This is a genomic window from Actinomadura verrucosospora (assembly GCF_039540335.1).
Lineage (GTDB): Bacteria > Actinomycetota > Actinomycetes > Streptosporangiales > Streptosporangiaceae > Spirillospora > Spirillospora verrucosospora.
The window spans coordinates 115,934-131,458 of record NZ_BAABEV010000024.1 but is presented as its reverse complement, the minus strand read 5'-3'; the positions used below and the strand labels follow the sequence as shown (position 1 = coordinate 131,458).

14 protein-coding genes and 3 pseudogenes are annotated in these 15,525 nt (G+C 67.7%); 13 read left to right on the top strand and 4 right to left on the bottom strand.

Annotated elements, in window-relative coordinates; genetic code table 11:
- Window positions 1–320: 320 nt before the first annotated feature.
- Window positions 321–851: a hypothetical protein gene (locus tag ABD944_RS24780; RefSeq protein WP_345180233.1), complete on the bottom strand. Its 531-nt coding sequence runs from the start codon at window positions 849–851 to the stop codon at window positions 321–323.
- On the opposite strand from ABD944_RS24780, the gene ABD944_RS24775 reads away from it, so the two are divergent.
- The 7 genes and pseudogenes from ABD944_RS24775 (at window position 840) to ABD944_RS24740 (ending at window position 6,620) form a co-directional block, all read left to right on the top strand.
- Window positions 840–1,367 carry a glycosyl hydrolase-related protein gene (locus ABD944_RS24775; protein ID WP_345180230.1) on the top strand — a complete coding sequence of 176 codons (528 nt, stop codon included), beginning with the start codon at window positions 840–842 and terminating at the stop codon, window positions 1,365–1,367. The two genes, ABD944_RS24780 and ABD944_RS24775, sit on opposite strands and share 12 nt — an antisense overlap.
- Window positions 1,368–1,647: 280 nt before the next feature.
- Window positions 1,648–2,501, top strand: a pseudogene (locus ABD944_RS24770) (SDR family NAD(P)-dependent oxidoreductase).
- Between the two features lie 86 nt (window positions 2,502–2,587).
- Window positions 2,588–3,466: a helix-turn-helix domain-containing protein gene (locus ABD944_RS24765; protein ID WP_345180227.1), complete on the top strand. Its 879-nt coding sequence runs from the start codon at window positions 2,588–2,590 to the stop codon at window positions 3,464–3,466.
- A 229-nt stretch (window positions 3,467–3,695) separates the two neighbouring features.
- Window positions 3,696–3,943: pseudogene (locus ABD944_RS42505) on the top strand (aldo/keto reductase); the annotation flags it as partial.
- 116 nt (window positions 3,944–4,059) lie between these two features.
- Window positions 4,060–4,254: a hypothetical protein gene (locus tag ABD944_RS24750; RefSeq protein WP_345180222.1), complete on the top strand. Its 195-nt coding sequence runs from the start codon at window positions 4,060–4,062 to the stop codon at window positions 4,252–4,254.
- A 41-nt stretch (window positions 4,255–4,295) separates the two neighbouring features.
- Entirely contained in the window at window positions 4,296–5,741 is a 1,446-nt protein-coding gene (locus ABD944_RS24745; protein ID WP_345180221.1) for an MFS transporter, read from the top strand.
- A gap of 318 nt (window positions 5,742–6,059) precedes the next feature.
- Window positions 6,060–6,620, top strand: coding sequence for a pentapeptide repeat-containing protein (locus tag ABD944_RS24740; protein ID WP_345180219.1), 561 nt, complete (start codon window positions 6,060–6,062; stop codon window positions 6,618–6,620).
- A gap of 199 nt (window positions 6,621–6,819) precedes the next feature.
- On the opposite strand, the gene ABD944_RS24730 is transcribed toward ABD944_RS24740, so the two are convergent.
- Together ABD944_RS24730 and ABD944_RS24725 are read right to left on the bottom strand one after the other, a co-directional pair.
- Entirely contained in the window at window positions 6,820–6,945 is a 126-nt protein-coding gene (locus ABD944_RS24730; protein ID WP_345180217.1) for a hypothetical protein, read from the bottom strand.
- A gap of 263 nt (window positions 6,946–7,208) precedes the next feature.
- The gene (locus tag ABD944_RS24725; RefSeq protein ID WP_345180215.1) at window positions 7,209–8,012 is read right to left on the bottom strand and encodes a TIGR03619 family F420-dependent LLM class oxidoreductase; all 804 of its coding nucleotides are present in this window, start codon (window positions 8,010–8,012) and stop codon (window positions 7,209–7,211) included.
- Between the two features lie 97 nt (window positions 8,013–8,109).
- Here ABD944_RS24725 and ABD944_RS24720 point away from each other — a divergent pair, with 97 nt between their 5' ends.
- The 4 genes and pseudogenes from ABD944_RS24720 (at window position 8,110) to ABD944_RS24705 (ending at window position 11,186) form a co-directional block, all read left to right on the top strand.
- Complete coding sequence (locus ABD944_RS24720) at window positions 8,110–9,078, top strand: LysR family transcriptional regulator (protein WP_345180213.1); 969 nt, start codon at window positions 8,110–8,112, stop codon at window positions 9,076–9,078.
- A 1,017-nt stretch (window positions 9,079–10,095) separates the two neighbouring features.
- On the top strand, window positions 10,096–10,296 hold the full coding sequence (locus ABD944_RS24715) for a hypothetical protein (RefSeq protein ID WP_345180212.1): 201 nt from the start codon (window positions 10,096–10,098) through the stop codon (window positions 10,294–10,296).
- 175 nt (window positions 10,297–10,471) lie between these two features.
- Window positions 10,472–10,634: pseudogene (locus tag ABD944_RS24710) on the top strand (transposase); the annotation flags it as partial.
- A 366-nt stretch (window positions 10,635–11,000) separates the two neighbouring features.
- Window positions 11,001–11,186: a hypothetical protein gene (locus tag ABD944_RS24705; RefSeq protein ID WP_345180211.1), complete on the top strand. Its 186-nt coding sequence runs from the start codon at window positions 11,001–11,003 to the stop codon at window positions 11,184–11,186.
- A 127-nt stretch (window positions 11,187–11,313) separates the two neighbouring features.
- On the opposite strand, the gene ABD944_RS24700 is transcribed toward ABD944_RS24705, so the two are convergent.
- Entirely contained in the window at window positions 11,314–11,907 is a 594-nt protein-coding gene (locus ABD944_RS24700) for a hypothetical protein (protein WP_345180210.1), read from the bottom strand.
- Between the two features lie 637 nt (window positions 11,908–12,544).
- Here ABD944_RS24700 and ABD944_RS24695 point away from each other — a divergent pair.
- Together ABD944_RS24695 and ABD944_RS24690 are read left to right on the top strand one after the other, a co-directional pair.
- Window positions 12,545–13,888, top strand: coding sequence for a hypothetical protein (locus ABD944_RS24695; RefSeq protein WP_345180207.1), 1,344 nt, complete (start codon window positions 12,545–12,547; stop codon window positions 13,886–13,888).
- Between the two features lie 448 nt (window positions 13,889–14,336).
- The gene (locus tag ABD944_RS24690) at window positions 14,337–14,720 is read left to right on the top strand and encodes a hypothetical protein (protein ID WP_345180206.1); all 384 of its coding nucleotides are present in this window, start codon (window positions 14,337–14,339) and stop codon (window positions 14,718–14,720) included.
- Window positions 14,721–15,525 lie beyond the last annotated feature (805 nt).

Here is a 15,525-nt window from a genome sequence, read left to right as displayed (position 1 = left end):
ACCCCGTCGGCCTCCGCGGCGGCCGCCGTCTCCTCGTCGACGGTCCCGCCGAGCGTGGACCGGAGCAGGTCCGTGCTCTCCGCCAGCGCCGTACGCAGGGCGTCCACCGTTGCGATCAGACGGGACGATCCCGGGCTCGCGCTAGTCATCTGACCACCCGCCAGTTGCTGACGTTCTCGGCGGCGTTATTGCCATAGACCTCAATGTTCGCACGCATGGTGTGACCTCTTCTTGGTGTCGCCCGGGTGGCCTCGACGCTGACGGGGCCGACCGTATTACCGATGCAGGACCGCTGGGCAGAGGTCTGGAGCGCGCGGTGGTCACGCAAGCGCCGACAGGCTCACTATCGTGACGGACCGATGCTCATCGTTCGTTTGTCGTCGCAGCGTGTGCCCGTCGCCCCTGCCCCAGATCAATCGTCTCGGCGAGCTCCACGAACTTGGCCGGCCTGTCGCCCACCGTAGGAAGATCTCGATCGCTTCGGCGTGCAGCTCCGCGTGGACCTGGTCACCGAGTACGGCGGGCCTCACCTGCCAGATGACGTCGATCAAGTCGACGGCTTCTCTTGATCCGGGCCGCCCGGCCGTCAGCGGGTCGCGTTCGATCAGCCCCTCGGCCGATGCCGCGCCGCCGACGGGAATCCGCGACGGCTGGGTCGCCGCGATGCGCTGCTCGACGGCGTACAGTGCGGCGGCGATCGTGCCGAGAGCGAGCCGGCCCGCGTCGCGCACCAGCTCCTGCAGCCCCTCGACGTCCGCGGCGTCCGGGGCCACGACCGGCCGCACCGGCCCGTACCGCTCCTCAACCTCGGCGAGCGGCAGGACCTGCCGGGTGTGGCCGTGCACGTACACCACAACATCGGCCCCCAGCGGCGGGTACCGCCGCTGGAGCGGGTCCGGCTCGGCCGCGCGCTGCCGATCCACCTCGGCACGCCAGGCGGCCGTGCACCGAAGTACCCCGATCCGGAAGCCGATCAGGGGATGCACGTCCTTCGCACCGTCCTCGGTGTCGCCGGCGGCGTCATCGACGCCGCGTCCGCCGGATACCGTACGAATCTGCCGGTGCGAACTCTGAAGGGTGCCCACCAGGCTGTGGAGCCCATCGTGACGGTCTCGGCAGCCTCCGTCTTCGTGGAAGCGGTCAAACTCGCCGAGGACCGTTCCGGCGACGTCGTCATCCGCGTCCACGAAGCGTCCGGAGCACGCGCTCGCACGACGGTGCGGCTCGACTTCGCCTTCGAAGCGGCGTGGTTGGCCGACCTGCTGGAAGGCGCCCTCGGCCAGGGGACGGGGCACGCGCAAGAGACGATCGAACTCGATCTGCGCCCCTTCGAGATCGCCATATTGCGCGGCAGCAGGCACCGCTAGGCGCCACCGCCGAGGCCCTGAGTGGACCGGGGGATATTGTGCCGGGCCGGATCAGTGCGGTGCGCGGAAGGAGACCCGCAGGGGCCGGGACCGGGGCGACCGGAGCGCTCCGGCCCCGACCCGCCCAGGGACGGTACGGAGCCGGGCCGCCTCGGCGGTGCGCCCACGGCGGCACAGCCGCACCTGGGCTCGGCGCTCGGTCGCCGCAGCGCTGCCGTAGCCCCCCGGGTGGGGGCAACGCTCCCTCCCACACCGGTCGAAGCGCCCCTAGCGTCGGCTCATGAGCACTCATTCGCACCACCCGGATTCGATCCACACACGTCCACGTCCCACGGCGGACGAGGACGCGACCCCAGGTTGGGCCGCGGTCGGTGGCCGCCCCCTCTCCGGCACGGTCGCCCTAGTAACCGGAGCCAGTAGCGGAATCGGCGAGGGCACCGCGCTCACCCTGGCCGCCCTCGGTGCACGTGTGACCGTCGTGGCCCGTCGCGCGGACCGTCTCGAGGCACTCGTCGAGAAGATCGAGAACGCCGGGGGCCAGGCCCTGGCCGTGGGCGCCGACATCACCGACGAAGAGCAGGCCCAAGCCGCCGTCGCCCGCGCCGTCGACACATACGGCCGCCTCGACACCTCGTGGCCAACGCGGGCGTCATGATCCTCGGACCGATCACGGGCGCCGACACCACCGACTGGCGCCGGATGATCGAACTCAACACCCTCGGACTCATGTACACCGCCCACGCAGCCGCTCCGCACCTGCTCGAAGCGGCCTCCGACGGCCCCCGCGGAGTCAGCGACATCGTCCTGGTCAGCAGCACCGCGGGCCGAACGGTCCGCGGCGGGGGTGGTGTCTACAACGCGAGCAAGTATGCCGTGACCGCCTTCGGTGAAGCCTTCCGCAAGGAGGTCGCACAGCGCCACCTGCGGGTCTCGCTCGTAGAGCCTGGCGCGGTGGAGACCGAGCTGCCCCTCCAAAACCGTCCCGACGTCCGGGACCGGATGTACGAGCGCTACAGCGCGATGGAGTGCCTGCGCCCCACGGATGTGGCGGACACCATCGCCTTCATCGTCACCAGGCGGCGCCACGTCGCGGTGAACGAGATCCTGGTCCGGCCGACGGAGCAGCAGGAATGATGGGCGGGACGCCGCAGCGTCGGCTCGGCCAGAGTGGGTGCAGGGCACCCACGCCAGGGGACTCGGTCCGCATTACTGTCGGCAGGGTGGACAGTGAGAACAAGCTCGGTGAGTACCTCAGGGCCCGACGAGCACTGGTCCGGCCGCAGGACGTCGGTCTGCTCGACGACGGTCCTCGGCGGGTGCCGGGCCTTCGGCGCGACGAGGTGGCCCTGCTCGCCGGAGTGAGCACGGACTACTACATCCGGCTGGAGCAGGGCCGGGAACGGCATCCCTCCGATCAGGTGCTGCGGTCGATCGCCGGCGCCCTACGACTGGACGACGACGCCGCCGTGCATCTGTTCCGGCTAGGCCTGCCGGTGTTCGGGGCGCGGGCGGCCGCGTCGCCGACCGCCGCTCCGGAGCTGGTCCGGCTGATGGACGGCATGCCGGACGTGCCGGCCTTCTTGGTCGGCGCGGCGCAGGAGATCCTGGGCGCGAACGCGATGGCGCGCGAGCTCTACCGCGGGTTCGCCCGGTACGACAACCTGCTGCGCATGATCTTCCTGGACCCGTATGCGAAGTCGTTCTACGGTGATTGGGACGCCGCGTCGCGTCTCGCGGTGAGCAATTTGCGGGCGTCGTCCTCACAGTTCCCCGCGGACGAGCGCATCCAGCAGGTCGTCGGTGAACTGACATTGCATAGCCCGGCGTTCTCGAACCTGTGGGCTCGCTACGAGGTGCGTCCGCGGACCCGTGAGAAGAAGCACTTCGTGCACCCGCGTGTAGGGGCGCTGTGGCTGCACTTCGAGACCTTCGCGGTCGCCAGTGCCCCTGGACAGCACCTGTCCGTCTACAGCGCCGAACCCAGCAGCGCCAGTCACGACGGCCTGGTCCTCCTGCGACGTCTGGCCGACCAGGCGGCAGTCGATGCGGAGGACGCCGACGAGGACACGACTCTGGAGAAGGGCGACACCCGATCATGAACACCTCCCTCGCCGACCGCGCGGGCACCTACGAGATCGCCGGGAAGAAGACGCTTCGGTGCCATGCGGCTGACCGGACTCGGCATCTGGGGCGAGCCCGAGGACCGCGCCGAGTGTGTGCGTATCGTGCGGCCCGGACGTCATCAAGCAGGGAAACGAGCTGGTGCGTCTCGGGCCCAAGGCCTGGCCGCCGGCCGGTCGCCCGGAGTACCTCCGCCAGGAGGCGCTGATGAGCCTGCGCCGGCTCGGCTTCGACCAGATCGACCTGTTCCAGCTCCATCGCGTCGACCCCAAGGTTCCGCTTGAGGAGCAGGTCGGAGAGTTGAAGAACCTTCAGGACGAGGGCAGATCGTCGCGATCGGATTGTCGCAGGTAACGGTCGATCAGATCGAGCAGGCGCGACGGATCGCGGACATCTCCACGGTGCAGAACCGGTACAACCTGGCTGACCGTAGCTCCGCCGATGTCTTGGACTACTGCACCCAGAACGACATCGGTTTCATCCCCTGGGCGCCCGTGGATGCAGGCCAGTTGGTCCGCCCCGAGGGACCGGTCGATCACATCGCTGCGGCGCACGACTCCACCCGTCCAAGGTGGCACTGTCCTGGCTGCTGCACCGTTCCGACGTCATCCTGCCCATTCCCGGCACGTCCAATGTGGCCCATCTTCCTCATGGCATCTCAACTCAGGCACGCGACGGCGTGCCCGCCGAAACGATGCAGCGTTCCGCCGACGCCCTTCTGGCCCTATGGGGGAAGACGGTCGTTGCCGAGAACAGGGGCACGTAATGACTTCAACATCAAGTACGTCCGCCCGGACCTGGGTGGGCGTGGTCACACTGCTGGCCGGCACGCTGCTGCCGCCACTCGACTTCTTCATCGTCAATCTCGCCATCCCCTCGATTCAGGACGACCTCGGCGGCGGCGCCATTCTCGGCCAGCAGATCGTGGCCAGTTACGCTGCCACCTATGCCGTGATGCTCACTCTCGGTGGCCGTCTGGGCGATCTGTACGGGCGGCGGCGAGTGTTTCTCGTCGGCCTCGTCGGGTTCGCCCTTGCCTCATTGCTGTGCGGTTTGGCCGGCGAGCCCTGGCTGCTGGTCATCGGGCGCATCCTGCAAGGTCTCACCGCCGCGCTGGTGGCGCCGCAGTCGCTGGCCCTCATCCGTGCGAGCCTCGACGGCCGGGACCAGACGATCGCCCTCGGCTTCCACGGCGCGACCCTCGGACTCGCCGCGGTCATCGGCCAGTCCTTGGGCGGACTCCTCGTCACCGCTGACATCTGGGGCCTAGGCTGGCGGTCGATTTTCTTCATCAACTTGCCAGTCGCGGCCTTGGGCCTTCTGGGCAGCCTGTTCCTGCACGACCCGCCCACCCGAGGTGTAGAAAAGCTTGACGCGATCGGCGCCGTCCTCCTCTTCACCGGTCTTGTCGGGATTGTCATCCCGCTGCTCGAGGGGCAGGCCCTGGGCTGGCCCTGGTGGTGCTTCGTTCTGTTCGTCGTCGCGGCCGGCGTGCTGCACAGGTTCTGGCGCTACGAGTCCACCTTCGACGGCAACCGGTCCCGCGGACGACACGTCATGCCATTGGTGCCGCCCCGGGCCGTCACCGCGCCGGGCGTACGGATCTCCTTGGTGGCGGTCGCCCTGTTCTACTCGATCGCTGCCTTCTTCCTCATCTTTTCCGAACACGAGCAGGCCGTCGGCCGCACTCCGCTCGAGGCGAGCCTGGACATCCTGCCCCTGGGCATCGGCTTCCTCGTCGGACCACTGACCGTTCCGCACCTCATGCGGATCATGCCGCGCCGGATCGCGGCCCTCGGCATGTGCCTGGAGACCATCGGCTTCCTCGCCTTCGCCGGACTCGTCGCCGCATTCGACCAGACCTCGTGGGCCGCCGCACCCCTGGCGCTCATCGGCTTCGGTCAGGGGCTCGCCCTGCCTTCGCTGATCCGCATCACGGTGACACACATTCCGCGTGCGTTCGCCGGCCTGGCCAGCGGTCTGGTCACCGCGACTCTTCAGATCAGCGCTGCCCTGTCAGTCGCGATCATCGGTGGCATTTTCTCCACGGCCGCCGACGCGTACGGGTCAACCCCAGCCATCACGACAGTGTCGATCCTCATCGCCGTGCTGCTGTTCGTCTCCTCTCTGCTGTCGCTACGGGCTGAGCGCGTCCCCTCCCTGGAGACCCCGTCGAAGATCGTTGACGCACATGGTTCCCAGTCGCCTGAAACCAAGCAGGAACAGGCCCTCTCCCAGATGCAAGATCAGTAAATGCTGACTTTCCTTGGGAGAGGTGCGCAGCGTTCCAGGGAGCGAACAGATGCATGGCCGATGCCGCAGATCCTCGGCCGCAACGATCGAAGCAGCGGCGCCGGCTCGTGCTCTGGCGCCCGGGCTGCATCTCACCTCATCCGCCTGCCATCGCCGAGGCCGGGCAGAGCGCAGGCCGACTGCCATGCCTACCGAACGGCCGATCAACGCCGCGGTCGGACGCACCGACCACGCCAAGGTCGTCCACTGCCCTGTGTCGGTCTTGGCGGAACACGGCGTCAGTCCGGCAGGCTGGCTACGGCTTCAGAAGTTGGGAGCATGCCGTGGCCCTTGTGGCTTTACGCCGTATTCGCGGGCGTCGTCGTTGTACTGGCGGTGGGTGCGGTGCTGGTGCCGTCGGTGGCGCGGTACCTGGCCAGGAAGACATTGAAGACGAAGCAGTGGAATTGCCTGTCGGAGGACAAGCAGGTCGACGGTGTCTACAAGGTGCGGAAGACACTCATGCAGTTGGTGACCGGGGTGGCGTCGGTCGGGACTGTGGTGTTCACTGCGGCCAGGCCGAGGTACACCGCGCGCACCTTGGCTGTCACCCGGCAAGAGCAGATCACCGACCGCTACACCAAGGCCATCGAGCAGCTCGGCTCCCACAAGCCCGAGGTACGGATGGGCGCCATCTACGCGCTGCAGCGGCTGATGGACGACTCTGACCGCGACCGCGGCACCATCCTCGCAAACCTGACCAATGCCGACCTGACCGGCAGAGCGGACCTGACCGGCGCGAACTTGAGCGGCGCGAGACAAGGCGTACTCGTCTCGGACGATCCGCGCTCACCTGTGCCGCCGCGGTATCGCGGCCACGATCCCGGTCCCGGCCGATAAGGCCGGGCACCGGTCGCGGCGGGGCAGCCGCGGCGGTCGTCCACCCGCCTTCGACCTGGCCGACTACCGGGGCCGCCATGCTGTGGAGTGCGGCATCGCCCGCCTCAAGCGCCACCGGGCCGTGGCCACTCGCTACGACAAGCTCGCAGTCCGCAACCAGGCGATTCTTGAGATCACCTCCATCAACGAATGGCTCCGCCTACTTCGAAACACTGCTTAGACGGGCCAGCGCCTCGGTCTCCCCCACTCCTCTGACGAAGGTCAGACAGAAGATCTCACCGAGCGACTCGCCCCACTCGACGTCCTCGTCCGTCATCTTGAGCATGGCTCCTCCGGAGCCGGTCGCGCTCGTCCACCGCGACCTGGCCCGCCCCGTCGTTGAGCGTCCCGACCCGCTCGATGGCCGGTCGCATCGTGTTCCGGTACCGGAGCTGGCGGGGGTCGGCATCGGCCGAAGAAGCAGAAAAGGATTGCGGGACACGTGTGCGGGCGCAGGACACCGGGCCGCTCGGCGAAACGCCCCGTCACCTTCACCCACCCCGGGCCTGGCGGATCCCCGTGCGCGGCGCCAGCGGCAGTTCTGCTGATTCAAGCTTCCAATGAGTTGGCGCCGGCGCGCACCGTGGCTTCCATCTCGTCGTCCAGCGGCTGGATCGTCAGCCGGTGCACGCCCATCGCGGCGTAGCGCTGGGCGCTGTCTCGATCGACGGGCCCCGGAGGGGGCGTAATGGTGATTTCCAGTGGGCCCAGGCTCGCGGGCCTGCTATGGAGCTTGGCCGCGTCCTGGAGGTCGGACAGCGCGCGGGCCGCCTCCTCCGGCGTCAGGTAGACGCCGTACCAGCCGTCGGCCGACTGAACCGCTCGGCGCATGGCCGCCCGTGAGTGTCCGCCGACGACGATCGGTGGGCGCCGTCGCGGGCGCGGGCGTTGAACGACGTCCGCGAAGCTCACGAACTCTCCGGCGAACGGCTGATCGTCCCAGAGGGCGTCCATGGCGGCTAGATACTCGTCTGTACGGGCGCCGCGGCTGTCCGGCGAGACGCCCATGGCGGCCAGTTCCCGTTCCACATACCCTGCGCCGATGCCGACGATCAGGCGGCCCCGCGACAGCAGGTCGAGAGAGGTCAGCTGCTTGGCCAGCAGCACCGGCTGGCGCTGGGGCAGCACCAGAACGCCGAAGCCGAGCCTGATTGTCCTGGTCAGGGCCGCCAGGTGGGCTATGGCGACCACGGCCTCCAGGCGGCCCTGCTCGTCCGAGGACGGTGGCATCGCGATGTGATCACCGACCCAGATCGACTCGAAGCCCGTCTCCTCGGCCAGCCGCGCCCGCGTGGCCAGCACATCCGGATCGACATTCTCGCCGCGGTGCAGCCCGTAAAGTCCGATCTCCATGGCCGATCACTGTAGGTATCCGGCGCCCATGTGACCAACGAATACTCGGCATCGCTACGATGCGACCTCCGCATATCGAATTCCCTGGGGAAGTGCCATGGATGTCTCCTGGCTGGAAGTGTTCGTCGAAGTGGCCGCCAGGAAGACCTTCACGGCGGCGGGGGAGGCCCTCGGCTACACCCAGTCCGCTGTGTCACGGCAGATCGCTTCCCTGGAAGGCGAGCTCGGCGTCGCGTTGTTCGATCGTCATCCGCGCGGCGTGGAACTCTCCGAGGAGGGCCGCCGCCTGCTGGAGCACGCGATCGCGATTCTGGCCAGGCTGGCGGCGGCAAGGCACGATCTGCACGAGGTGGGCCAGTTGCGCGTCGGAGCGTTCGACACCGCCGACGCGGATCTTGTCCCGCGCGCCATCGCCGCGTTCGGGCGGACGCACCCCAGAGTGCTTCTGTCACTGGTGGAGAGCACCACTGCCCCGTTGCTGGCCCGCCTCAGAACCGGTGACATCGACCTGGCGGTGGTGAGCGCCTACCCGGACAGGCCGCTGGAGTCGGATCGGTTCTCCCTGCACCACCTTCTGGACGACCCGCTGCTGGTGGCCCTGCCCGCGGGGCACCGTCTGGCGGGCAGAGCAAGTCTTCGCCTGGACGAGTTGAAGGAGGAGTCCTGGATCGAGGGCTTCCCCGAAGGCTCGGAAACCTTGATCGCTCTGCACCGGCACACGGGCTCGCGGCCCCGCATCGCCTTCGCGGCCAGGGAGTGGACGGCAAAGCAGGGCTTCGTCGCGGCAGGGTTGGGGCTGGCGCTCGTACCGTCCATCGCGGCGGGTGCCGTCCGTCCCGACATCATGCTGGCGCCTCTGGAAGACGAGCCGGTCAGAACCGTCTACGCGGCCACCAGGAAGAGCGTGGCGCCGCTCCAGTCGGAGTTCGTCCGCTGCCTGCGAGAGACCGTCGCCGCCGGATGGTCACCCACATCCCGCCAGGTGCCTCGCCGCGGTGACACCAACCTTCTCGGAGCACCTCAGGGGCCAAGCGGCGCTGTCGCCCCGGGCGATCGCCCGCGCTGACGCCCCAGCATGCTGCATCGTCCCGGCAGGCGCCCAACGGACAAACACGACGCGTTTCCCGCTGCCGCTCCGGCTCCACGTCGGTGCCGAGGACGTCCTGCGGGCACGGGCGGCTGTAGCAGACACGCCGTGCAGCCACCACACGCGCAGGGACGTGCCCGACTCGGCCAGGGCGCTATGTGGCCACGTGACGTGGATGCGCGGTGGCCCCCGCGAGCCATCATCACCCTCGGCTCCATGGCTGGGACCTCCGATGTCTGGCCAGCAGGAGCCGCGCCACCGGCCTCGCGCCCTCCTGGCCGTGCATCAGCAGGTCGAGTGTGTCGACTAGCAGGACGGGCGCCAGCCTGGTGGCGGTACAACAGCGCACCGCCTCGACGATCTCCTTAACAGTCGGTGCGGTGGGCAGGGTTGCCACGTTCTGCCGTAGGGCGTCGAGGAGCGGGTGTTGGGCTCGAGCACCGCGGCGTCCGCGACGGCCTGGTCGCTGAGCCCGCGCAGCCGCCCCAGAATGGCGATCCCGGGCGCCCGAGCCAGTCTCCGCAGGGTTTCGAGGTATTCCTCATCCAACTGCCGGAATCGGGCCACCCGCTCGGCCGCCCACTCCCGCTCCCGCTTGACGGCCAGCGCGCGAAGTTTTCTGACAACCCTCTAAAACGATGCAAGGTCCTTGGGGTCGCCCTCGCCGCTCTTCCAGTCCCCGAACGTGGATTTGCTGGCTACAGAGGAGTATGGCGGTTCGCCAGCCAGCTCCCACAGCGACATCAACGCGGCAGCAAAGTTCTCCACACGACGGCCTCCTCTATGACGAGGTCGGCCTCCTCCCCCGTACGCGCCTCTTCCTACCGCATCGTCGGCACACGTCCCGGATCCGGCGGGAAAACTCGCGCTATGTGTCTGGCCTGCGTTTCTATCTCCCCGGTGGCTGTCATCTCCACCGGCCGGCGCCGGACGTGCGCGCAATGGCCTGGGCGCGCCCGTGGCCGGCTGACGGGTCACCGGGGAGGAAACCCCGCCGTGTTCGATCCCATGATCCGTCCAGTGATGATGGATGCCTGCGTACTGCCGGTGCCGATGCAATGGCTGCTCGACGTGCTGCCATGGATCTGCGGCGTGCTGCTCGTCAGCCTCGCTGCCGGCTTTGTCATCACTTGCCTCAGCCTCTGCGCCGGAGACAATTGCTGGAAGGCGATCCGCCACGGGTCACGGCTGCCGTGACGTCCGCGGGCCCCCTCACGATGATAGTTTTCCTGTTTACCCTGCTCGATCCCTGTCACTGACCGCCGGGCTGGAGAAAGGCTGCTCGGCGCGGGAAGGGGGCGGCAGTCCGACCGGTTGCCCCAGCGATTTGCAGGCGCCCGCTCATGACGCTGACTTCACCACCGTCAAATAGCGGCTGCTCAACCATGCTCGCTGGGACGTCGATCAGGTGTGGGACACACTGCGTGCGCAAGTGGCCGAGCGGCTCGGCGACGCTGGCGCGGTGCTGGTGGTCGACGAGACCGGGTTTGAGAGAAAGGGCCGCCGCAGGTGTGCAGCGCCAGTACACCGGCACTCGACGGTGTTTTAATCGACAGCGCTGAGGTGTTCAACGAGAAGTTCCGCCTGTGGGACTCCTACAACTACAATCGATCGCACGGTGGCCACAACCCTACGAACGCCTCAAGTAGAAGCCCAAGGCCCAGCCTTAAATGATCAGAGCCGCTGATGAGCGAGCGAGCGCGGTCGGAGATGACCACTATGGGCGAGGCGGCCGACGCGGCTTCCTTGGTTACGAAGGAATTCAAGGGAACACCATCTGAGCCCTTGACGGCCTCTGGGAACGAGCAGCCGGAATCAGGACGCCGGCGGCAGCCGGACCTCCAACGTCACCACAATAAGGTGATGGACCGCTGTTCGGCCCGCCAATGGCAACTTCAGAGATGGGGCAAGGCCAGAATACGCCGGAGGGGATCATCGCCCAGGTCAGCGGCGCCGGGGGGCTCCGGGGTAAGGACCGCTTATCAGGGAGCCGCCATGGCGTCTGGTCCGCCGCGGGCGCGGCGCTGCTGGCGGTGTGGGTCTCGGTGCTGTCGACCGTGACCGGCTACGCACCAACCGACGACTAGCTGTGCATCTGCCGGAGGGGGAGGCGGTGCTGGTCGCCGGGGTCCAAAAGGGTGGGGCGGCTCAGGGACCAGACGGTGACTTGGCAAACCGTCGGCAGACGTGGAGTGGCAAGTACGCGGCGGCAGGCTAATCGCCCAACGTGTCGCGAGAGGGCAAGTGCTGTATTTGAGCGATCAGTCGTGCCTGTTCGAGCTTCAGCGACTCGAAAGAACTCCGCAGGTAGGCGTCCAACCTCTCACGTGGGAAATCACCAGCGATCGACACGTGGTCCTCCAACTGGAGGGAGTCGAACCCGTCTTCCTGCCAGCGCGCGACGACGGGCTCATAGCAGGCCACGTGCGCGCACAGCTCTTTCAAGGGCTCGGGGATGGTGTCCTCGCGCAGGAGGTCGGCATGGGAGACGATCGTCTCGACCATGCGTCGATTGAGCGGCATGAAGACCGTTGACATCCACAGCCGCCAAGTAGCGGCCTGCTCCGCGGTGGCTGGGACCGGAGATGCCCACACGCTCCCGTGCCGGGCCACGAACTTCCGCCAAGCCCGGTTCACGGCCTCCGACTGCGCATAGAGCGGACCATAGAGATCGCCGAGCTGGCGGTTGACCCGATCCAGATGATCCTTACGGCGCGCCAGACGCAGATTCGTCAGGTAGGTCGCTCCGTAGCCGGTGCCCGCCACGACCACAGTGACCACTAAGGAGACCACGACATTCCACTGCACGGGTTACGACGTTACCTATGGCTGAGGTTCCGGGATAGCTAGGTTCGAGGATAAGGGCCACTACCCCGGATCCTCTCGCAGCCCCGAAGCCCAACGCCCGGTGTGCTCCGAGGGCTCGTTCGGCGAAACAGTGCGGTCTTCCTCATCCCCCACGGCGAGCGCTCGGGAGAGGTCCGCCTTCTCAGCGGCGTGCAGTCGCCCTCTGCTGCTCGCTGTCGCCCAGAGCTCGGCCGGGCTCGTGATCGCGCTGATGGGTTGTCATGCCCTCGACGGTGACCGCCGCCGGCTACGCCTCCGCACGGAAAACGTCCTCAGGGCCCGCGATGACCCAAACCAGCCGTCGACGGGTTTCAGCTGGGCAGGTCGTCTACCTGCCAGATAAATCATCACCAGCAGGTCGAGAGCGGTCGGCAGCGAGCTCCCGCCCGATTCGACCTTGGCCAGTGCACTATCCAGTCCGGGAACGGCACGTTCCTGCCGAGGGCCGACAGCCCTGCGACCACCCACTCCTCCGAAGAACGGGGGTTTCAACCGGCCAGATACAGGCGCCAACAAGAACGGTCTGCTGGCCGCGGACTCCAAACGTGACCCGAACGGGCAGTGCCCAGTGGCCCTTCAACTCGTACGCTTGCCGACCATGGCGATCTTCTTCTTCGGTGACCCCACGCCCCCGCCCGAAGGATGGATCGAAGGGCTCTCCGGCAATCCCGCCGCCCCCGATGACGTTGTTCTGCGGCTGTTGTCCGTCGGCGCCATCGACTTCTACACCAGGAAGGAATGGAGCGACAGAGTCGCCGAGGCGGCGTTGAACCACGCCGACCCGAAGGTGCGGCGGAACTTCGCGGCCTACGGCGGAGACCAGCGGTTCCGCCTGGCCACAGACCCGGACGTGCAAGTTCGCCGATCGCTCGCGGGCTGCTGGGAGCGCGGAAGGCGGCTGCCGGAGGAGGTTCTGGAAATCCTCGCGGACGATCCGGACGATTTTGTCCGCTGGGAGGTCGTGAGCCACTCGAACGTGCCGAAGCAGAGCCTGATCAAGCTTCTGTCAGATCCCATGCCCGACATCCGCGCCGAGGCCCGCGAGCGCATCGCGGAAACGCCCGCGGGACCGCCCGGCGGCTGGACGCCGATGACCCCGGAGGAAGCCGACGCGCTGGTGACGTCCGGGGACGCCGCGGCGCGGGAACGAGCCGCCCAGAATCCGCTGCTGTCCGTCGACGTGGTGCGGAGGCTGACGCGCGCCCCGGAGTCCCGGGTGCGGCTGGCGGCATCGTCCCATCCGGCGCTCACCGAGAACGAGCGCGCAGCCATCGATGTCGAGATCGACCCGGAGATCAGGTACCACCTGCCCCAGTGGACGCTGCTGCTCCCGCTCGATGCTGTCGAGGTGCGCCGCCACGCGACGTCCGCGCACGTGCTGATCCGACGCAGGCTGGCCAGACGCAAAGACCTCCCGAAAGACGTGAAGGCGCGGTTCGCCACCGACGAGGACTTCGCGGTGCGTCTGCTCCTCGCTGAGAACAGCCACGATGTGCCCGTCGAGCTGCTCTTGGAGATCTGGCGCGAGTGGGCGGGGCTGTCGCAATGGCAGATCAAAGAACGCATCCCGCATGAAGGACTGCGCCGGTTCGCCGACGATCCGCACCCCCGGATGCGGGCGCTGGCCCTGGACGACCCGCAGACACCGCCTGAGCTCGTCGACGGGCTGAGCCGCGACGAAGACCCATGGGTGCGCTGGTGCGCCCTGCGTGACCCCCGGCTCTCACCTCAGCGGGTCACCGAACTGCTAGAAGACGACAACCCGAACCTGCACCGAGGCGCGGCAGCCGACCCCAGGCTCCCGCTGCCACGACTGCTGGAGTCCTTGGAGGAAACGCGGCTGGCAGTTGCAGCCGCGCGTAATCCGGCACTTCCCCCGCACGTCATGCACGAATTGCTGGACCGAGCAGGCGTACCCGGGCAGCTGAGCCTCAGCTCCTAGGAAGGGTCGCTCGATAGCGCTTCCGAAAACTCGTGATGCTCCGAAGCAGGGTTGGTGGCTTCTGAGGTTCCGACTAAGAGCAGCCTGGCGGCTGAGTGGTCGGGCTGGCCGGGGCATGCGCGCTCGTAGTGGCTGAACGGGTGGGCAAGGCCACACGCAGCCCACAAGGACACGTTGCTCTCCGACCCCGGAAGCCCGATGGGATGCGGAACGGCGTTCGCGGTCCATCAAGCGCTGGACCAGACAGGCGCATTCGCGGGACTGCGGCTGGCCGCGGCAGGCGTCGCCTGGCACGCGCACGGACTCGGCTTCGCAATCCTGGCAGTCCCCGGCATCGCAGTCCTAGCCGATCTCCTCTGGCTGGCCCACCGCGTCCCAACCCACGGGTCTACGACGACGGCACCGAGCCGATACCGGCCCTGGGCTTCCACGACGGGCCCCCGGCGCTGTGCGGGCGTGGCTGGGCCGGGTCTTCTGGCGCTACGCGGCGTTCTCCGCCATGACGGTGGCGGGAATCGCCACTTTCGGGCTGGCCGCGCTGCCCGTGACCATCATCACGCTCCTCGGTCAAGCGCTGGTAGCTGAAGAAGTTGCGCACCCGAGAACCGTCGCTCTCCAGACGGCCAACGAGGTTTCAAGAAGGTCAGTGGAGCTACCGTGGCCGAACTCGGCCGACCAGGACGACGCGGTCACAATGATCGACCGTCTGGGTGAGCGCTTCGGGAATCTGCGAAGCGTACGGTGGCTCCCGAAACTGGCTCCCGAAACTGGCTCCCGAGACTACGAAGCGCTCATTGGAACACACGAGATCGCGCCGTTGGCGACGCTCTGACCTGCGGAAACTGGGGGTGGGCGATACTGGGTTCGAACCAGTGGCCTCTTCGGTGTGAACACAATCGATCAAGCCCGAGGGAAGCCGCCTCTCGTCGAATTCGCAGGTCAGACAGCTTCCTTAGCTCCACCACAGTGCACTTCAGGGCAGATCAAGGACGTTGCGATCTCCCACAATCGACACCCCCGCCACCACGACCTCGCTAACCCACGGTAGCCAAGGCAGCAGGCCCGCCCGGACTCCTGAAAGCCGCTCCATTGACCAGCTTGCTCGCTGGCCTCTCGCTCACTGGCATCCGCGCCCGCCCGGCCAGCGCCGGAGTGATGACCACCACCGTCAGCGTCCTGGTCCGGCGCCCGGTGCACCGTCTCAGAGCCGTCGATGAAGAGCGGCAGCGTCATGCTCCTGGAGATCAGGCGGGCACATCCTCTGGCGCGGGGCGCCAACAGAGGCGCTGATGTGGGCCTGGGAGGGCGCGAGACCGGCACTTGGATTCGAGGCAGCCAGTGAGGCGCGCTGGCGCGGCCTTGGGCGACCAGGTGAGCCCCTTCGAGGTCGGCAGGGACCAGCGGACGCGCCCCTCAAACTTGTACCAATGCCCACATCTTCTTCTACAATGCATACAAGTGCCACCGTTGCCCTGCGGTCCGCGTTAGCTCGTGCGTTGAGAGGCAATCCGGCAGGGCTGCACGATCGTGCGAAGCAACGGGGATCGCCGCCGCCCGGGACTCCAACCGTCATCTTCTATCTATGCAGAAGATGGGACCGGTGGCCGACCGCACGGGACTGGCCGACGCCCCGGCAC

Coding starts and splice junctions, on each gene's coding strand:
- ABD944_RS24740 (WP_345180219.1), top strand. CDS start 6,060: ATGCCGTGGCCCTTGTGGCTTTACGCCGTATTCGCGGGCGTCGTCGTT.
- ABD944_RS24730 (WP_345180217.1), bottom strand. CDS start 6,945: ATGCTCAAGATGACGGACGAGGACGTCGAGTGGGGCGAGTCGCTCGGT.
- ABD944_RS24695 (WP_345180207.1), top strand. CDS start 12,545: ATGGCGATCTTCTTCTTCGGTGACCCCACGCCCCCGCCCGAAGGATGG.
- ABD944_RS24725 (WP_345180215.1), bottom strand. CDS start 8,012: ATGGAGATCGGACTTTACGGGCTGCACCGCGGCGAGAATGTCGATCCG.
- ABD944_RS24720 (WP_345180213.1), top strand. CDS start 8,110: ATGGATGTCTCCTGGCTGGAAGTGTTCGTCGAAGTGGCCGCCAGGAAG.
- ABD944_RS24705 (WP_345180211.1), top strand. CDS start 11,001: ATGGGGCAAGGCCAGAATACGCCGGAGGGGATCATCGCCCAGGTCAGC.